The organism is Paenibacillus sp. 32352, from assembly GCF_002042965.1.
GTDB classification, from domain to species: domain Bacteria; phylum Bacillota; class Bacilli; order Paenibacillales; family NBRC-103111; genus Paenibacillus_S; species Paenibacillus_S vulneris.
On sequence record NZ_MZNT01000001.1, the window covers coordinates 828,031 to 848,582 of the forward strand.

Consider the following 20,552-nt stretch of genomic DNA (forward strand, 5'->3'; position numbering starts at 1 on the left):
ATGCATAATACAACAGAAATCGGCTGGGAAATTTCAAAGACGGCGAATCAATTCCGTTCATCTTGTGTGCTGAAATTCGGGGATGTCATTGTTGACGCGAAAAGCATTCTTAGTGTGTTTGTGACCCTAGTTGATCATCACAATTATGAGCTGTATGTGATGGGCCCGGATGCGGAGGAAGCCAAGAAAGCGATGTCGGATTTATTCGCCCGCTATGATTTGTCTTATGTAATCAAATAAACGGGGGGAGAAAGAGTGGTCCGCCTATAGCGGACTGAGTCTGTCGAGAAACCTAGTTTTGCGAGAACTTTGCTAAATATGGAGGTGGGGTATTCCTCGGAAGAGTTTACGTCTGCCTTTGAAACCCGTGAAAATACCACTAAATCTGATCCCTTTCACGGGTTTCAACAGCTATGGGCTTTGTGTAGCAAAGCCTGCTTCGGAAGCCTGGCTAGAGGGGCATACCCCACCGTAGTATATTAGCAATAGTTCAAGCCTTATAGGTTTCTCGACAATCTGGGTCCGCCTATAGCGGACTGTTCTTACCACATAAATGTTTAACTTTATTAAAGCGCCAGCGTGGATAAAGATCATTTCTATTGGCGATAAAAACTACCGCTGAACGCGGTCGCTCATCATTGAAAAGACGTCGATAGACGGTTTTCTCATCTCCGATTGGGCTCAAAGCTTGGAACCGTATCATTTGGGAAAATCACTATTTCTTTAGTAATTACAAATAGTATCTAGTTATTCTATAGAATTTGGAATAGCCCCCCTTTATAATGTGGACAGATAGCGCTTACAAAGGGGGTTATTTTTTTAATAACGCAGGGAAATTACAAGATCGTTAATAAGGGGGGGATTGGCAAGATGATTGCTGTAAATTAGAAGCATAAAGCCATGCTAGAAAAGACAACTTAAGCCCTTCGAACCATTGCATCTTGCAGATAACTGAGCTTGTTCCCACTACATAAAACAAACTAACGCCCTCGATTGTTCAGACTTCAACGATAACATTTCCAGTAACGGCTGGTCTTAACTACTCTACCAAATCCCCTAGTCCGTTTCAGCTCGCCAACATAGATAGTTACCTTATTTTCCTAAATGCTGTAGAAATTCTTTAGCACCGAGCAACCCGACGGATTGCTGCAGGAATGCCTAAGCTTTCAAACAAAGGTTCCGAAAGCTGCTATTAACAAAAATTAAAGCGCTGCCAAAAAACTGGAAAAACCTTTGCATTTTCAAAAATGTAGATTGAGCCAATACGGGAGGTTTGAAATCCATGGGGAAATTATTGGTATTCGTACTCGTTTTTTCATTAATCATAAGCTCTTTGCCAGGTTTAACTGCACATGCGGATGGCATCACGGCCAAGAACCCCATTATATGGGCAGATGTGCCGGATGTCGATGTGATTAGGGTAAATGATACTTACTATATGACCAGCACGACAATGCACATGAACCCTGGGGTTCCAATCATGAAATCCAAGGATCTCGTCAATTGGGAGATCGTCAATTACGTATATGATATCCTCGCGTCTACTGACAAACAAACCCTCTCCAACGGAGAAAACATATATGGGAAAGGCTCATGGGCCAGCAGCATCCGTTTTCATAACGGCAAGTTTTATGTGGTTTTTGCCTCCAATGATATTGGAAAGACATATATCTTTCAAACGGCCGACATAGAAAAGGGTCCATGGGAAAAGTATGAGTTAGCCGGCGGAGTGTATCATGATATGTCCCTGCTGTTCGATGATGACGGACGCGTCTATATGGTCTACGGTAATGGAACCATAAAGATTATTGAGCTGACCTCAGATGCCACAGCCATCAAAGCAGGCGGAATGAATAAAACGATCATTCAAAATGCAAGCGCTCCCGGAGGATCGGGTGGCCTTGGAGCTGAGGGCTCACACGTTTATAAAATAAACGGTAAGTATTACATCTTCAATATCTCATGGCCATCAGGGGGCATCCGCACGGAATTAGTGCATAGGGCGGATACTATCGATGGTACCTATGAAGGAAAGATTGCTTTAAAATCGGGCAGTAATTCAAACAGCGCCGGTGTGGCACAAGGAGGGATTGTTCAATCTCCTGACGGAAAATGGTACGGAGTGTTGTTCCAGGACTACGGCTCCGTCGGGCGCATACCTTACATTGTTCCGATGACATGGAGCGAGGATGGATGGCCCGTCTTCGGGGATGTCAATGATACGGGAATTGCTGCAGGACTCTCAAGAACATGGGTCTCATCGGATAGCTTTGATCAAAGAGCAGAGAAAGTTGGCGCTTATCATACAGAGGCGGCAAACGGAGAAAACGATGACAACGGATCCAATCTTGCCCTGGTGTGGCAGTGGAACCATAATCCCGACAATCGGTACTGGTCCCTAACCGACCGGCCGGGGTATTTGAGACTCACTACGGGGAGCACTAGCAGCAGTATTCTTAATGCCCGAAATACGCTTTCCCAAAGAACCTTCGGTCCGGAAAGCTCGGGAACGGTTGCTATAGATGTCAGCCATATGAAAGACGGAGACTATGCCGGCATTGCCGCATTTCAGCAGAACTACGGGTTTGTCGGTGTGAAAATGAGCGGGACTACCAAATCTGTTGTGATGGTAAATGGAAGCTCAGGGACGGCAGTGGAAGCAGCAAGTATCCCTGTCACTCAGAATGTCATCTATTTAAGGACTGAATTGGATTATAAGAATAGGACGGACAAAGCCTATTTCTATTACAGTCTTGACGGTGAGCGTTGGGCATCCATAGGTAACACACTTCAAATGTCCTATACGCTGCCGCATTTTATGGGTTACCGATTTGCCTTATTCAATTTTGCCACAAAGACGACAGGCGGTTATATTGATTTCGATTATTTCAAAATAGATGACAAGTTAGCAGGCTCCAACTTTGATACGAATTTGAAGTCCCTCCAGGTGAACGGGGCGCAAGTGAGCGGGTTCAGTCCGAGTAGATACGACTATTCCCTGGATGTTCCTGCAGGATCGGTCCCCCAAGTTACCGCGACTCCCAATGATCCTGCTGCGAGTGTTTCTATTACCCAAGCATCAGGGGTGCCGGGAAAAGCCACGGTCACTGTAAGCAGGGAAGGCCTACAAACAGCGGTCTATACCATTCAGTTTAATACGCCTGTTTCCGTAGCTATTGAGGCAGAAACAGCAGCGGAAAATTCCGCTGAGGCGTACGTACATGGCACCGCCAACGGCCATACCTGGTCGCTTGTGGACGGACTTTCTACGAAAGCCATGCAGTTTTTGCCTGACGATGGCACTTCGGTGACGCCGGGCACAGATGCAGCCAGCCTTGCTGCCGGGTCCAGATTGAATTATAAAATCAACTTCACGACTGCCGGAACCTACTATGTTTGGATCCTTGCCAAGAGTCATAGCTACCAAACGGACTCCGTCCATGTTGGGTTGGATAATCAATATAAATTCACCTCCAACGGGATTGAAGGTGTCAGTGGCGGTCAGTTTAAATGGGTGAATCTCAGCAACGGCGGTACAGTAGTGACCGGAGGTATTCCTTTGAATATTTCTGCCGGCGCGCATGAATTGAACTTTTGGGGAAGGGAATCCGGCCTTGCCATAGACCGGATCTATTTGACCACAAGTACCGCAGCCACAGATCCGGTTTGGCCAGAGGCTAAGGTACCTACAGCCGCACTTAGCGCAGATAGCAGCGTGAAGCCTGGAAGCAGCTTTACCGTGGGCGTTAGCCTGAACAATTTGACACAAAATGTGTTTGCCCAGGACATCACCTTGTCTTATGATTCCAACGTATTTGACTATGTAAGTGCGGCAGGTGCGAACAGCAATATCCAGATCGTGACAGAGGATAAGGCGACTTCCGGAAAAGTAAGGCTCATTGCCGCCGATATCGGAGGCGTATCTGGAGTCAGCACGCCGGTTCTGAATGTAACCTTCAGGGTCAAAGCCGGTGTCCAGAATACAACCGGAACGATTGCGGCAGTCCAAGCCAAGCTGGGTGTGGCTCCTGAGGGAACTGTGATTCAGGCGGCGCTCAGCAGCAAGAGCATAGCTATAGGCAAGATTGATGCCGTTGTAGACAAGACGGCATTGGCAACAGCGATTACGAATGCACAAAGCTTGTATGACGCTGCTGTGGTTGGCACACTGCCGGGTCAATACCCGCAAGCAGCCAAGGATGCGTTCGGCGTAGCAATCAATGCAGCCAAAGCCGTCAAGGACAGCCCAAGCGCAACGCAGTCTCAGGTTGACAATGCAGTCACCGCACTGAACAGCGCGATAGATACCTTCAAAGCAGCTGTCATTAAGGAAGTGTCTGCAGACCTCAATAAGGATGGAATCATTGATGTAGGCGACCTCGCGATCGTTGCTTACCATTACGGTAAAGATTCCACCGGCGCAGACTGGGCAGCAGCTAAGACGGCGGATATGAACTACGATAATAAGATCGATATTATGGACCTGGCGTATGTTGCATCGAAAATAACGGAGTAAAACAGGACACAAGAAGCTATGGACGGGGATTCGCTCTCCCCCTCCATAGCCCTTAACAGGAGATGAAAACCATGATATCGCGATTGAGGAAATCACTTTGCGTATTTCTGGCATGTGTCACTGCGCTGCCACTAGTTTACGTGCCGGTATCTGCTGAAGTTTCAGCGGCTGCAGCTGCAAAGGAGGTTATCGTTAATTTATCGGCGGAGAAACAAGTGATTCGCGGCTTTGGAGGCATGAATCACTCCGTCTGGATCGGAGATTTGACACCGGCCCAAAGAGAAACCGCTTTTGGCAATGGGGAGAACCAGCTGGGTTTTTCTATATTAAGAATTCCTATACATTGGAACAAAAGCAATTGGCAAAAAGAGGTGGAAACAGCCAAAAAAGCCATTGAGCATGGAGCTATCGTATTTGCTTCCCCATGGAATCCTCCAAGTGAAATGGTAGAGACCTTCACTTTGGGTATGAGCTCAGGCAATGGTACCACTTATGAAGCGGAGTCGGGCACGACATTGAGTGATTCTTCAGTGCAAAGCTCCTATTCGGGCTATAGCGGTAGCGGGTATGTCCAATTTCAAGCTTCATCCGGGGCAGCCATTCAGTGGAACAGCATCGGCATTGGCACGACAGGAACCAAGAACGTTAAAGTCCGATATGCTCTCCAGTCAGGGACAAGTAATCTGGATGTTTATGTTAACGGGACGAAAGTGCTCAGTCAGGTGGCCTTTGCAGCAACCGGCAGCCCGGCTGCCTGGAGCGAACAATCGATCCAGGTGCCCATGAGCAGTGGGACTAACACGTTACAGTTTGTAGCTACCAATGAAGAAGGACCAAGCATAGATAACATCTACGTTACCGCCTATGCTGTGGACGCAACAGCGAAACGGCTAAAACATAATATGTACGCTGAATATGCGCAGTATCTGAATGAATTCGATTCCTTCATGAAGAGCAACGGAGTGGAGCTGTATGCTATTTCGGTTCAAAACGAGCCGGACTATGCACATGACTGGACATGGTGGAGTAAGGAAGAAATGCTTCGTTTTATGAAAGAAAATGCCGGATCCATCCATAACAGAGTCATTGCACCAGAGTCGTTTTCTTACGTAAAACAGATGTCAGACCCCATTCTGAACGACCCGGAAGCATTGGCCAATATGGATATTCTTGGCGCTCACACGTACGGCACTAGTTATAATGATTTCCCTTACCCCTTGTTTGAACAAAAAGGCGCAGGCAAAGAACTCTGGATGACGGAAGTATACTACCCGAACAGCGACACGAATTCGGCGGATCGCTGGCCTGAGGCATTGGGTGTTGCCGAGCATATGTATAACGCCATGGTAGAAGGGAATTTTCAGACCTACGTCTGGTGGTATATCCGCAGGCATTACGGTCCTATGAAGGATGACGGTACGATAAGCAAGCGGGGTTACAGCATGGCTCATTACTCAAAATTTGTTCGATCTGGCTATGTTAGGGTAGAAGCGACCAAAAATCCCGATCCGCAAGTGTTCACATCTGCATATAAAGGTGACAATAAGGTAGTTATTGTCGCTATCAACAAAGGTACTTCTGCAGTGAGTGAAAGGTTTGTTCTGCAGAACGGGTCTGCAGCGCAAGTAGCCTCCTGGGTAACGGACAGCAGCAGGAATCTTGCAGCCGGAGCACCTATGCCAGTGTCGAACGGCTCCTTCACAGCCGAGCTTCCGGCTCAAAGCGTTACAACCTTTGTAGCTGAGAATGTTGACAGCACAGGCACTACAGCTGCACTTACCGCAGACAGCAGCGTGAAGCCCGGAAGCAGCTTTACCGTAGGCGTTAGCCTGAACCATCTGACACAAAGCGTGTTTGCCCAGGACATCACCTTGGCTTATGATTCCAACGTATTTGACTACGTGAGTACGGCAGGTGCGAACAGCAATATCCAGATCGTGACAGAGGATAAGGCGACCGCCGGAAAAGTGAGACTCATTGCCGCCAATATCGGAGGCGTATCCGGAGGCAGCACGCCGGTTCTGAATGTAACCTTAAGGGTCAAAGCCGGTGTCCAGAATACAACCGGAACGATTGCGGCGACCCAAGCCAAGCTGGGCGTGGCTCCCGAGGGAACCGTGATTCAGGCGGCGCTCAGCAGCAAGAGCATAGCTATAGGCAAGATTGATGCCGTTGTAGACAAGACGGCATTGGCAACAGCGATTACGAATGCACAAAGCTTGTATGATGCTGCGGCGGTTGGCACACTGCCGGGTCAATACCCGCAAGCAGCCAAGGATGCGTTCGGCGTGGCGATCAATGCAGCCAAAGCAGTCAAAGACAGCTCAAGCGCGACGCAGTCCCAGGTCGACAATGCGGTCACCGCACTGAACAGTGCAGCAGATACGTTCAAGGCGGCTGTGATCAAGGAAGTGTCCGCAGACCTCAATAAGGACGGAATCATTGACGTTGGCGACCTCGCGATCGTTGCTTACCATTACGGTAAGGATTCCACCAGCGCAGACTGGGCAGCAGCTAAGATGGCGGATATGAACTACGATAATAAGATCGATATTATGGATCTGGCGTATGTTGCAACCAAGATAATCGATTAAGTCATCGGTACGTTCAATGCAGGCAGTACTGCTTACCATTTTCGTTATATGAATAACAAAGTTCTGGTGATGCCCTATCTTGGGAAGGGACTTCATTGGGGATAGGGCGCACTAGAATCGTTCCAAACGCATCATTGCACAAAATGCTAATCCTTAAAAAATCAACTTTTTAAAGAAGAAATTCCATCGTGATTTTCTAGTGACTTAGCTATAATAAAGGCAAAAAATGGGAGGGGTGCAAAATAAGGTAGAGGAACAGCGAGGCAACCCTGCATAACTTTGGATTTCAAGCATGAATGCTCGTCATAGTTAAAGCGCTATCATTATTGTTCAGGTCGGGATGCTCAGTATTCCTTCCTAATTCTCAAGATAAGGAGATTACCACATGAGAAAAGGAAAATTAACTTTTGTAATGTGTCTTATTGCTGTCATGATGGTTACTTGCATGTCCGGTGCCGGTTATGCAGAAGAAAATACGATCTTCACTCTGAGTCAAAGTGCGGAAAAGGCTCTGCCAAACCAAGCTCTAGAAGTTACGTTGAATGGAAGCAACTTAAAGGATCTCTATGCCTACGAGGTTTTGATTACATTCGACCCTGATATGGTTGAGCTGGATAAGGCAGAATCGAAGCTGGAAGGTTTTTTTATACCACCAAAGATAGATAACGGCAAAATAACGATGGCCTTTACGAAAATTGGCAAGAAGGAAGGAGAGCAGGGAAGCACAGCCTTGAGTACCATTGCCTTCAAAGGGAAGTCTCAGGGAGATGCCAATATTAAGCTGGTATCCGTGAAAGCGTTGAATCCGAATCTGACAGCGACGGTCTATAGCTATGGGACCACTTTTGACGATCTGGCGGGCTACGAATGGGCCAAGATGGAGATTGAGGCCCTCGCGTCCTCAGGAATTATCAAGGGTACGTCGGCTACTACCTTTAGCCCGGGAGCCGACATCACCAGGGCAGACTTCCTATGCTTGCTGGTCAGAGCATTAAATCTTAATGCAGAAATAGACGAGAATTTCAAGGATGTAGAGCAGTCCGACTATTATTACAAAGAAGTAGGAATTGCCAAAAAGCTTGGCATTGCTCAGGGTACAGGCGACAACCTGTTCGAGCCGAGAGTTAGCATATCCAGACAGGACATGATGGTAGTGGCTGCACGAGCGATGAAAATGGCCGGAAGAATGCTGGATGAGTCCATTTCAGACTTAGGAGGGTTCAGCGATGCCGGTGAAGTAGCGGATTATGCAGTAAGCCCCTTGGCTCAACTGGTCAAGAAAGGAGTCATCCAAGGCTACAATGGAATGATTAAACCGACGGATACGGCTAGAAGAGCGGAAGCAGCCGTTATCATATACCGCTTGTTGAACATGTAGAGTTGTTTCACTACTCAAAGGAGGTGTTTATTTTCAAGAGCAGGTAACAACAGCAGCTACTATTAAAAGAGAGGTGGAAGGATTCAGTGAAGCTATGGAAAAAAATGATGTCAGTGACGATGGCTTTAACGCTCATGGCCCCATTAACCCCGGTCATGGATAGGGCAGAGGCCGCAACAGCTGCGGTCGCCCCAGCACTTGCAAAAACGCCTGGAAAAGGCAATCCGCTATTTACGCAAAAGTTTGGTGCAGATCCCTATGCAATGGTTTATAACGGAAGAGTTTATGTTTATATGACAAACGATACGTTGGAGTACAATGCTGACGGGACCGTTAAGGATAACGGGTATAGTTTGATTAATAAGATAACGGTTGTTTCGTCTGACGACATGGTCAACTGGACAGACCACGGGGAAATCCCTGTAGCCGGGCCGCAGGGTGCCGCTAAATGGGCAAGAAACTCCTGGGCCCCGGCAGCAGCACATAAAACGATAGACGGGAAGGAGAAATTCTTCCTCTATTTTGCAGATAGTGCAAACGGGATCGGCGTGCTCTCAGCGGACAGTCCGATCGGACCGTTTACAGATCCCATTGGAAAGGCTCTGGTCAATAGAAATACCCCGGGAGCTAGTGATGTTACATGGCTTTTTGACCCAGCGGTACTGATTGATGATGATGGAAGCGGGTATATCTATTTTGGCGGCGGTGTTCCGACAGGTAAGGACGCTGACCCGGGAACCGCACGTGTTGCAAAGCTTGGAGCGGATATGATCAGTTTGGATCTGGCTGCTAGCGGAGGAGCGGTTAAGCCTATTAACCCGCCATGGTTGTTTGAGGACTCTGGAATTCACAAATACAACGGGAAATATTATTACTCTTATTGCACTAACTTCTCAGGCGGACATCCATCGGATATTCCTACAGGAGCTATTGCCTATATGGTAAGCGACAACCCGATGGGCCCTTTTACCTTTGTCAAAACCATACTGCCCAACCCCGCTACCTTCTTCGGAGTGGGAGGCAACAATCACCATGCCATCTTTGAATTCAACGGTCAATGGTATATCACTTACCATGCCCAAACTCTTGCAAAGGCCATGGCGGAAAGCGGGACGGTACCACAAATGGGAGGGCAGCCCCATGGATACCGAAATGCACACATTAATAAGGTAAGCTTCGATGGAAACGGAGTCATCCAGAATATTACCGGAGATTATGCAGGTGTTCCGCAGCTGAAAAATGCGAATCCCTACGCAAGGGTTGAGGCCGAAACCATTGCTTGGAACGGGGGAATAACCACGGAGAGCATTACCGAACCCGGAGGCATGGTAAGCAGCATCAACCTGGCTGTCAGCAATATTAATGACGGGGACTGGACGGCCGCATCCAAAGTGGATTTTGGCGCGACAGGCGCCGGGACATTTACAGCCAATGTTGCCAGCGGTTCGAGCGGAGGAACGATAGAGCTGCATCTCGATAGTGCGGATGGCCCGTTGGCGGGTACGCTTCCCATTTCCAACACAGGAGGGGAAAATAGCTGGAAGACAAAAACAACCAGCATTTCCGGTGCCACGGGTGTTCATGACCTGTATATGGTATACAGGGGAGCACCAACCGGTAATCTGTTCAAGGTCGATTATTGGCAGTTCGAGCAAAAGAGCGCTGCCCATCAACTGGCTGCCATCAACGCGTCCATCGATAAACAAAAGATTGATACCGTTTCCGGGACCAACACGGCAAGCATGAAGGTTATGGCGATCTATTCCGATGGAACGAGTGAAGATGTTACGGCCCAGGCAGTTGCTGCACCGGCGCAAAACGGCATTGTAAGTATCAGCAGCGGAATCATAACCGGCGTCGGCTATGGTTCGACAAGCATCGACATCAGCTATGGCGGAAAAACAGATTCACTGAATCTGCTGGTGAAAGACTTGAGCAGCGAGCTGAAGGTGAAGCAGATTACAGTGGACAATAGCTCCGTCGCACTCGATTCCGGTAAAACCGCTGCATTCAAAGTCACGGCAGAGTATTTCGACGGGCATACGGAGGATGTAACCAAATTAGCGACCTACAGCAATCCGAATCCGGACGTTGCTGACGTCTCCAACGGCACCATTACGGCCAAGGCCAGTGGAACAGCTAACGTGGTGGTTAGCTACAAGGGAGCATTGGGCGAAGCAGCAACCGCGCAAATTCGGATAAGCGTCAATACTCCTGCTGTTGTGGCTATTGAGGCGGAAACAGCAGCGGAAAACTCGGTCAACGCTTATGTATATGGCACCGCCAACGGCCATATCTGGTCGCTTGTGGACGGCCTATCTACGAAAGCCATGCAGTTTTTGCCTGACGATGGCACTTCGGTGACGCCGGGCACAGATGCAGCCAGCCTTGCTGCCGGGTCCAGATTGAATTATAAAATCAACTTCACGACTGCCGGAACCTACTATGTTTGGATCCTTGCCAAGAGTCATAGCTACCAAACGGACTCCGTCCATGTTGGGTTGGATAATCAATATAAATTCACCTCCAACGGGATTGAAGGTGTCAGTGGCGGTCAGTTTAAATGGGTGAATCTCAGCAACGGCGGTACGGTTGTGACGGGAGGTATTCCTTTGAATATTTCCGCCGGCGTGCATGAATTGAACTTTTGGGGAAGGGAATCCGGCCTTGCCATAGACCGGATCTATTTGACCACGAGTGCGGCAACGACAGATCCGGTTTGGCCGGAGACTAAGGTGCCTACAGCCGCACTTAGCGCAGACAGCAGCGTGAAGCCTGGAAGCAGCTTTACCGTAGGCGTTAGCCTGAACAACCTGACACAAAGTGTGTTTGCCCAGGACATCACCTTGTCTTATGATTCCAACGTATTTGACTATGTGAGTGCGGTAGGTGCAAATAATAACGTCCAGATCGTGACAGAGGATAAGGCGACCGCCGGAAAAGTGAGACTCATTGCCGCCAATATCGGAGGGGTATCCGGGGCAAGCACACCGGTTCTGAATGTAACCTTCAAGGTTAAGGCCGGTGTTCAGAATACAACCGGAACGATTGCGGCAACCCAAGCCAAGCTGGGTGTGGCTCCCGAGGGAACTGTGATTCAGGCGGCGCTCAGCAGCAAGAGCATAGCTATAGGCAAGATTGATGTCGTTGTAGACAAGACGGCATTGACAACCGCGATTACGAATGCACAAAGCTTGTATGACGCTGCTGTGGTTGGCACATTGCCGGGACAATACCCGCAAGCAGCCAAGGATGCACTCGGCATCGCGATCAACGCAGCCAAAGCCGTCAAAGACAGCTCAAGCGCGACGCAGTCTCAGGTTGACAATGCAGTCACCGCACTGAACAGCGCGGTAGATACCTTCAAAGCAGCTGTCATTAAGGAAGTGTCCGCAGACCTCAACAAGGATGGAATCATTGATGTAGGCGACCTCGCGATCGTTGCCTACCATTACGGTAAAGATTCCACCAGCGCAGACTGGGCAGCAGCTAAGATGGCGGATATGAACAACGATAATAAGATCGATATTATGGATCTGGCGTATGTTGCAACCAAGATAGACTAATAAATCAAGAAAAGGGCGATGGGAGACGTTTGTCTCCCATCCGTTCCTTATAGTGAGGGATCATAATGAAGATGCACAAACTTCCACTTTATTGCCTGGCTCTTATGTTAGCCGCCACGCTATTATCTTCTTCGGCTGCAGCGCAAGTTCCGGATGAATTCGTGTTGCGTTCCTCGGCCACCAATGTGAAGCTGGGTGATAACGTGACTATTTCTGTTGCTGGCCATGCACTTACAGATTTATATGCTGCGGGGATGGAGCTAACCTATGATGCACAGCTGCTAGAGTATACCGGTTATTCCAGCAGTCTAAGCAATCAAGCCTACGTGCTGGAGCCTAAAGTACAGGGAAACAAAATCCGGCTGCTATTCACTCTAACGGGCGATAAACCGGGAATAACCGGCGATAAGGATTTATTCACCCTTTCGTTTAAAGCATCCCGGGTAGGGACAGCTTCCGTTTCCCTAAGCTCCTTGACGCCAGTCAACAGTGAGCCGAGAAAAACCATCGGGAATATAGGCAGCGGAATAACCATGTCGGTCATTCAATCACACTCGGGCTCCCGTTCCGGCTCCTATTCTGCTCCTAATACCTGCTCCCTACAGGCGTCAACGCTGTTATCGCGAAGCTCCCAAGGGATCTCTGCTTTGTTTTTCGATATATGGTCTGCCACCAATGGTATTGCGTGCATTAATGTAGGGTCCAATGATCTACTTGAAGCAGGCAGCAATTCCAAAGACAGCTCGGTAACAATTAAGGTCAACACAGGTTTGGACGTAAACAAAATCCAGCTGAATCTGCCGGCATATCAGCTTCAACAGCTCAGCTCGGAACCAGGCAAAGTAAAGATGGTTAGGATTGAGACAGATCTTGCTTCCGTTTCCATTCATCGGGATGTACTTGATGGCAGCGTGGTATCAGAAATATCCAATTTGCAACTACAGATCGCAAAGGCAGATCCTGCCAGCTATTCACAGGATGTTAGAGCAAAGATCGGAAATTCCGTTATAAATGAGCTTCAATTGAGTTTAGACGGCAGCCCAATCACAAACTTTAACAAGAACCGTGTTGCAGTAGAAGTACCGTATACGTTGTTAGCGAATGAAAATCCAAATCAGGTAGTCCTTTACCATGTATCTGATGATGGAAAATTAGATGTGGTTAGGAACGGGTATTACAACCCGGCTGCAGGGAAGGTACAGTTCCATCCTGCCCGCTTCGGCATGTATGCGGCTAACCATGTTCAGGTTTCCTTTAACGATATGGATGGGCACACTTGGGCGAATGACGCCGTTCTTGGCTTGGCGGCCCGTGAAGTAGTGAATGGTAGAAGCGAGGGTCGTTTTACACCGGATGGGGAGGTAACAAGAGCCGAATTCGTGAAAATGCTGATTCAACTGTTTGATTTGGAGGACTCCTCTGCAATGGCGTCATTTACGGATGTTGCTCCAGGTGCATGGTATTACAATTCCATTGCTTCTGCGCAAAAGGCCAGCCTTGTGCAAGGCAAAGACGACGGCAGCTTCGGTGTGAACGATCCGATCACCCGCGAAGATATGGCGGTGCTGATTTACCGGGCATCCAGGATGATTAGTTCCGCAGCTGTTCAAGCAAACGGGACAACCGGGGATTTCCTTGATCAGGATCGAATCTCTGCCTATGCGAAGGATGCTGTTTTATTTGCTAAACAGACGGGCTTAATGGACGGAGTGGCAGAAGGGCATTTTGAACCAAAGGGTGTATCAACGAGGGCACAAGCTGCAACCGTAATCTACAGACTGTATCAAGCAGGGAAATGAAAGTAAAAAACTTTCAAAAGGAGCAACGTCATGAAACGGTTAAAAGGAATAAATAGGCCAATGAGGAAGAGCGCACCTAAGTTAATATCCTTAACATTAATGGCAAATCTAATGTCGGGTTTTTCTGGTTTCGCTATTCCGACATATGCAGCAGAATTAGATGGTTCAAAGCAGCTGGAGTTAAAATTTGAAAATAATATTGCAGATTCCTCTAGTAATAGAATTCAAGGGGTACTGAACGGCAACGCAAATTATGTTGACGGAAAAGTCGGGAAAGCATTGCAGCTAAACGGAACGAATAATTATATTGATTTAGGTACGTCACCCGCATTACAACCGCAAAATCTGACCGTTTCTTTTTGGGTAAAGCCAGATTCTGCGTTAAAAGGCGAGCATATGATCATGTGGAACAAGCCAAGTGGAAATTGGATGGGAGAAGGATGGTATTTAAGCATCCTGAGCGATACAGTTCCATTAAAGCTTTCCACGGGAACAAGTGTGCAGGAATCGTATGTGACAGGGGACAGAAGTGCATTCTTTCCCGTTGGAGAGTGGACTCATATTGCGGTCACCTATGATAGTGCAACAAAAAATGTGGGAATTTACCGTAATGGTATTGCTCAAAAGGTTTCTTATAATAAGCAGGGCGGCAGCATTGTAGCAAATAATACCGATCATAAGTATTTAGGCTTTAACTCCCCCCTCTACGGCGGAGGCTATTCAAAACTGAACGTGGATGAATTCAAGATTTACAGTGTCGCTGCGTCAGATGAAGCTATTCGGAACGTTTATAAAGCGGAAGGCGGGTTTATAGACGAAAAGATCATTGCACAGCAAGATAAGGATGCAATCATTCTACCGGAGACAACGAGAGGCAATCTTACGTTCCCGGCAAAAGGGATCAATGGAAGCTCCATCTCATGGAGTACTTCAAATGAAAATGTAATTTCAAATACAGGAGTGGTCACGGATCCAGGGGTAGATACTCCAATTACAATAACAGCCACTATAACCTATGGTTCCGTAACGTTAACCAAAGAATTTTCTGTCGTTGTGATAACCAGTAAGTATGCAGGAGATTCTGCAAAGCTCAAAAACTTTGACATGGAGCAGGTAGATGTTACAGATCCCTTTTATGTGAATGCATTCAATAAAGATGTTGAATATTTGTTAAAGCTTGATCCGGATCGTCTTTTGTCGGGATTCAGAACGGTAGCAGGTTTACCAAAGAAAGCAGAGCTTTATAACGGTTGGGAAGGCAGCTGGAGCTATCTTAGAGGGCATACATTGGGACATTACATGACAGCGTTATCACAGGCATATAAACAAACCAAAAATAATCCGGCTCTGAATGCGCAAGTGAAGAGCAAAATCGATTACATTATCAGTGAATTGAAGGCATGTCAGAATGCAAGCAGCAATGGATATGTTTTTGCAACACCGGAGGCTCATTTTGATGTGATTGAAGGCAAGATCGAGGGGCAAAGCTGGGTACCGTGGTATACCATGCATAAAATTATTGCAGGGCTTGTAGATATTTATAAGTACGAAGGAAATGGAGATGCCTTGCAGATTGCAAGCAAGTTGGGAGATTGGGCATATAACAGGACTCAAACATGGGACGATTCAACTCATACAAGAGTATTGAACGTAGAATATGGCGGTATCAACGACGCGCTATATGAACTCTATAAATACACCAGTAGCCCGAATCATTTAACGGCAGCCCATAGGTTTGATGAGGATTCCTTGTTTACCCCCATCGTTAACGGTCAAGATGTATTGTCGAACAAGCATGCAAATACACAAATTCCCAAGTTTATCGGCGCATTGAACCGATATCGTACATTAGGTGAAGCGGAATCGTTCTATTTGAAAGCAGCGGAGAATTTTTGGGAAATGGTGGTCAACGACCATACCTATGTAACAGGTGGAAATAGCGAAAACGAGCATTTCAGGGAACCCGGGCAGTTGGATAATTACAGGAATAACATAAACGATGAAACTTGTAATTCCTATAACATGTTGAAGCTTACAAGAGAGTTGTTCAGGCTTACCGGAGATATCAAATATGCAAATTATTATGAAAAGACATTGCAAAATGAGATCATGTCCTCCATTAATCCGGAGACTGGTATGAGTACGTACTTTAAACCGATGGGAACCGGATATTTCAAAGTATTTTCTACAGAGTTCGATAGCTTCTGGTGCGATACCGGAAGCGGTATGGAGAATTTCACCAAATTGGATGACAGTATCTACTATCATACCGATCAAGATCTTTATGTCAACATGTACCTGAGCTCGACGCTGAACTGGGCTGAAAAAGGCTTTCAGCTAACACAAGAAACCAATATCCCTCAAAGCGATAAGGCAACGTTTACAATTAATGCTGCACCTTCCGAGGCCATGAATATTAAATTTAGATCGCCAGAGTGGATTGCCCAAGGTCAAAAAGCAGCTGTGACGATTAACGGGGCAGCATTGAATGTGGAAGCAGCCAACGGATATATAGATATAAATCGTGTATGGAAGAAGGGGGATGTTGTTGAATTGACGTTCCCTTTGGAAGTACAGGTATCAACCCTTATAGATAATCCTGAAGCGGCAGCATTTACGTATGGTCCTCTTGTTTTAAGTGCAGGACTTGGAACGGAGCAGATGGTCGCGATTCCGCATCTTGCTTCGCAGAAAGCAAATTTGCCCCCGGGCGTAACCTTTAAGGATTATATCCTTGTTAAAGATGGCTCTGTTACAGACTGGATACATAATGTCAAAAATAATCTGGTTAAGACGGAAGGAAAGCTGGAATTCACTTTGCGGAATACGGATGAAGATAATCATTTGAAGTTTACACCCTATTATTCACTATACAAAGAAAGATATGGGATCTACTTCTATTTATCTGCCTTAGATTCCCCGACGTTCCAGAAAAATATTTTGAATAAAAAGAATGCGGCAAAAAGGGCCATTGCCAAGATCGATGAAGTGCAAATTACGAATGACCAGCATGAATTAGCGCATAACTTGCAAGGAAATACGGGAGGAGGTTCCTACGGCGGGGAACAGTATCGTCAAGCATGGGGCGGGGCAACAGGAGCCGCATGGATAAGTTATGATATGGCAGTCGATCCTTCCGTTACTAATTATATATCCACCAAATATTATAGCGGTGATAAAGGAAGAACCTTTAATGTATATGTTGATGGCAATCTCATTAAGGAAGAAACCATAGCAGCCAAAACCCCCGACCAATTTTATGAGGTTAGATATCAAATTCCGGCGAATTTGATAGCGGGAAAAACAAAAGTAACTGTAAAGTTCGCCAACAAAGGATCGGGTTACGTGGGCAGATTGTTCGGAACGGTTTCCATTCTGAAAGACTATAACAATAGCACGAAGCTTCAGAGCGTTACTGCAGGCGGAACGTCAGCGGCATTGACGGATAACCATTATTCAGTTTCTGTTCCTGCTCATTCTACAGAGGCTCTAGTTAAATTCACTCCCGAAAACGCGAATGCTTTGGTATATGTTGATAATATCTTAATTGACGATACAGCAGACAGAAAAGTAACTTTACTATCTGACACGACAACTTTGAACGTTAGAGTGGTTGCCGAGGATGGGGTAACAGAAACAGCTTATACCTTAAGCATCAACAAACAAGCACAAGAAGCAACGGCCGCACTTACCGCAGATAGCAGCGTGAAGCCTGGAAGCAGCTTTACTGTGGGCGTTAGCCTGAACAATCTGACACAAAGCGTGTTTGCCCAGGACACCACCTTGTCTTATGATTCTAACGTATTCGACTATGTAAGTGCGGTAGGTGCAAACAACAACATCCAGGTCGTGACAGAGGATAAAGCGACCGCAGGAAAAGTGAGGCTCATTGCCGCCAATATCGGAGGGGTATCCGGGGGCAGCACGCCGGTTCTGAATCTAACCTTCAAGGTCAAGGCCGGCGTACAGAATACGACCGGAACGATTGCGGCTGCCCAAGCCAAGCTGGGCGTGGCTCCCGAGGGAACGGTGATTCAGGCGGCTCTTGGAAGCAAGAGCATTGCTATAGGCAAGATTGATGCCGTTGTAGACAAGACGGCACTGACAACAGCCATTACGAGTGCACAGAGCTTGTATGACGCTGCCGTAGTGGGCACACTGCCGGGTCAATACCCGCAAGCAGCCAAGGATGTGTTCGGCATAGCAATCAATGCAGCCAAAGCCGTCAAAGACAGCCCAAGCGCGACGCAGTCCCAGGTTGACAATGCGGTTACCGCACTGAACAGCGCGGTAGCTACCTTCAAGGCGGCCGAGATTAAGGAAGTGTCTGCAGATCTCAACAAGGATGGAATCATTGATGTAGGTGACCTTGCAATGGTTGCTTACCATTACGGTAAGGATTCCAGCAGTGCAGACTGGACAACAGCCAAGATGGCGGATATGAATAGCGATAATAAGATAGATATTATGGATTTGGCGTATGTTGCGTCCAAAATATTTGAATAGGTGATTAGCTAGTCGTCATGATTAGAAACGAAGTGAAACAGAACATTGCAGCGAGATAGCAAGCAGCCAGTTCGGGCTTGCTCTCTCTGCTGCTCAGGCGAGCTTTGGATGACGGAGGTTTATTATCCGAATAGCGACAACAACTCGGCGGATCGCTGGCCCGGGGCTTTGGAGGTGGCTTATCATAGGCACAATGCTCTGGCAGAGGGAGACTTTCAAGCCTATGTATGGTGGTACATCCGCAGGCAATACAGCCCGATGAATGAGCCTTTGCAGCAACGGGAAGTTGGACCCATTGGGGGGGAGATCATTCAGGTGCCCATGAATAGCGGGACCAATACGTTCAAGGTGGTAACTATCGGTACGGAAGGACCCAATATAGACAGTACGCATGTTTCTGCTCAGTAGGTAAGAAGAACAAATCCCCGGATATCCGCAGGAAATTACTGCGTATAATCTCCTAAACGATAAAGGATCAGCCTCCCGGCTTAAGGGAGGCTGATTGCATTTTACCGATTCCAAGGGACCGTCAGAAGCTGCAGCATTACAAACTCAAGAAATTGTAAATCACTTGGGCTGCCTCCGCTCTAGTTCCGACTCCTTGAGGGATGAACCTGTTATCCTCCCGGCCCTCGATAAGATGCAAGCCTTTCGCATTCCTGACATAAGGCAAGGCCCATGGAGAAACCGCGTCCTCATCATCAAAGGCAGCTCCGGCAGGTATAGCATCTGCCTTATGCTGAATTAGATAGGTACGCATAAGCATGGCAACCATTTCTTCCCGTGAGATCGGAGTCCCGGGCTCGAAGGTCGTTTCGCTCGTTCCTTCAACCATTCCGGCCTTCACTGCAATGGAAACCTCAGGGAAGAACCAGTCAGATTCCGAAACATCCGAGAAGCGGATATCCCCTTTGTCGGTTAAATGAAGGGCCCTAACCAGCAAAGAGGTGAATTCAGCCCGGGTGATCATCCGTTCCGGCTCATAATTCATGTCGCTGGTACCAGCTACAATATGCTTGGCAGCAAGCTCCGTAATGACCTTCTTCGCCCAATGACTATGGGGAACATCCTCGAATACTTTGGTATATTCTAAGGCGGCATATTGGCTAAAATGATGAAGGTCGGCGGAAATTTCCCCATTGGTGAAGGTTCCGCCCATAAACTCAAGCGCTTCATCTTTCGTTATGTGATAAACGGAGACCAGCTTGGCGTCTAAGGAAGGATCTACTTTCAATCGCAAAGTAATCGGCTTTGTGAAGGTTGTCAAGGAAATGGTCTGATTTTCTCCTGTAATCAATTGCAGGCTGAATTCGTATACGTTGCCGGACAGCCTTAAACCGACGTGATGGGAATGCTGAAGCCGGTCTATCAGCTTCCCTGCGTCATCGGGAGGCAGCGGATTCATGACGAAATAGAGTGTACTGGTATTCAATTGTTCCTCGGATACAGCTCCTTTTAACTGCAGAAGCACCTCGGGAGGCAGCTCCACGCTCAGATTGTCGTTCCTGATCTCGAGGCGGGTCCGGGGGTCGGTGCCAATCTGGCTCATTGCTATTTTCACTTCCGTGGCGCCGGCAGGAAGCTCTACGGTTTTTTTGCCATGACCATCATCCGTCATTTTTACAGGAGCAGGAGTAGAGGACGGTCCGTTAGCACCGCCGGAAGCTCCTCCGCTGCTATGGCCTCCGCCGTTATTGCCGCTGCTTCTATTCACAATGCTAACGGTTTTCTTGACACCAATGGCTGCTTCTGAAGTATGCAATTGGGAATCAACAACATTCACCAAGGTCATTTGATCAAGCCCAATATCAGCCGTTCCGGCAGCTATCCCTGTGAAGGTAAGAGTAAAAAGGGTTTGGTCCCCGTTCAATCCCTGTACTGCCCCTACGCCTGTATGTGCGAGCAGAATCCTGTTGCCATTGATAATGGGGTCGACAGTAAACCCTCCGGATGCATTGCTTTCAGCGGAATGGAACTTGAGCCTCGTTGCATCATAGGTAAGGTTGACTTCGTATGCATATAAGTCCTCCAGCTGTAATCCTTTAACACTGACCTTCCATTCGCTGCCGACGGCAGCCGAGTCTGCGTTTGTTGTCAATATGAACCGGGGTGATCCTTCCGCATACGCATGCGATATGGAGGCCGAACTAATGGAGCTTATGAATATGATCGCAAGAATCATTCCTATCAAAC

General features: G+C 47.5%; 8 protein-coding genes and 4 pseudogenes. 11 read left to right on the forward strand and 1 reads right to left on the reverse strand.

The annotated features are described in order from the left end of the window. The 11 genes and pseudogenes from B1728_RS03710 to B1728_RS35660 form a co-directional block, all read left to right on the forward strand. Positions 1–240 (forward strand): HPr family phosphocarrier protein, encoded by a 240-nt coding sequence (locus B1728_RS03710; RefSeq protein ID WP_079908802.1) that lies wholly within the window; start codon positions 1–3, stop codon positions 238–240. 1,042 nt (positions 241–1,282) lie between these two features. Continuing rightward, positions 1,283–4,516, forward strand: coding sequence for a family 43 glycosylhydrolase (locus tag B1728_RS37165; protein ID WP_079908803.1), 3,234 nt, complete (start codon positions 1,283–1,285; stop codon positions 4,514–4,516). A 71-nt stretch (positions 4,517–4,587) separates the two neighbouring features. Further along, positions 4,588–4,974, forward strand: a pseudogene (locus tag B1728_RS36665) (hypothetical protein); the annotation flags it as partial. A 9-nt stretch (positions 4,975–4,983) separates the two neighbouring features. Further along, positions 4,984–5,352 (forward strand): annotated as a pseudogene (locus tag B1728_RS36670) (carbohydrate-binding protein); the annotation flags it as partial. 36 nt (positions 5,353–5,388) lie between these two features. After that, positions 5,389–6,261 (forward strand): annotated as a pseudogene (locus tag B1728_RS37305) (glycoside hydrolase); the annotation flags it as partial. A 666-nt stretch (positions 6,262–6,927) separates the two neighbouring features. Then, the gene (locus B1728_RS37465) at positions 6,928–7,110 is read left to right on the forward strand and encodes a dockerin type I domain-containing protein (protein ID WP_256865228.1); all 183 of its coding nucleotides are present in this window, start codon (positions 6,928–6,930) and stop codon (positions 7,108–7,110) included. Positions 7,111–7,495: 385 nt separating this feature from the next. Next, a complete protein-coding gene (locus B1728_RS03725; protein WP_079908805.1) occupies positions 7,496–8,488 on the forward strand; it encodes an S-layer homology domain-containing protein in 993 nt (330 codons plus the stop codon). Positions 8,489–8,595: 107 nt separating this feature from the next. Continuing rightward, a complete protein-coding gene (locus B1728_RS36115; RefSeq protein WP_483310964.1) occupies positions 8,596–12,054 on the forward strand; it encodes a carbohydrate-binding protein in 3,459 nt (1,152 codons plus the stop codon). Between the two features lie 65 nt (positions 12,055–12,119). Further along, the gene (locus B1728_RS03735) at positions 12,120–13,853 is read left to right on the forward strand and encodes an S-layer homology domain-containing protein (RefSeq protein ID WP_079908806.1); all 1,734 of its coding nucleotides are present in this window, start codon (positions 12,120–12,122) and stop codon (positions 13,851–13,853) included. 30 nt (positions 13,854–13,883) lie between these two features. Continuing rightward, a complete protein-coding gene (locus tag B1728_RS03740; protein WP_079908807.1) occupies positions 13,884–18,359 on the forward strand; it encodes a beta-L-arabinofuranosidase domain-containing protein in 4,476 nt (1,491 codons plus the stop codon). Between the two features lie 99 nt (positions 18,360–18,458). After that, a pseudogene (locus tag B1728_RS35660) lies at positions 18,459–18,626 on the forward strand (carbohydrate-binding protein); the annotation flags it as partial. Between the two features lie 277 nt (positions 18,627–18,903). On the opposite strand, the gene B1728_RS03750 reads toward B1728_RS35660, so the two are convergent. Further along, positions 18,904–20,457, reverse strand: a complete 1,554-nt coding sequence (locus tag B1728_RS03750) for an S-layer homology domain-containing protein (protein WP_179135868.1) — start codon at positions 20,455–20,457, stop codon at positions 18,904–18,906. Positions 20,458–20,552: the final 95 nt, after the last annotated feature.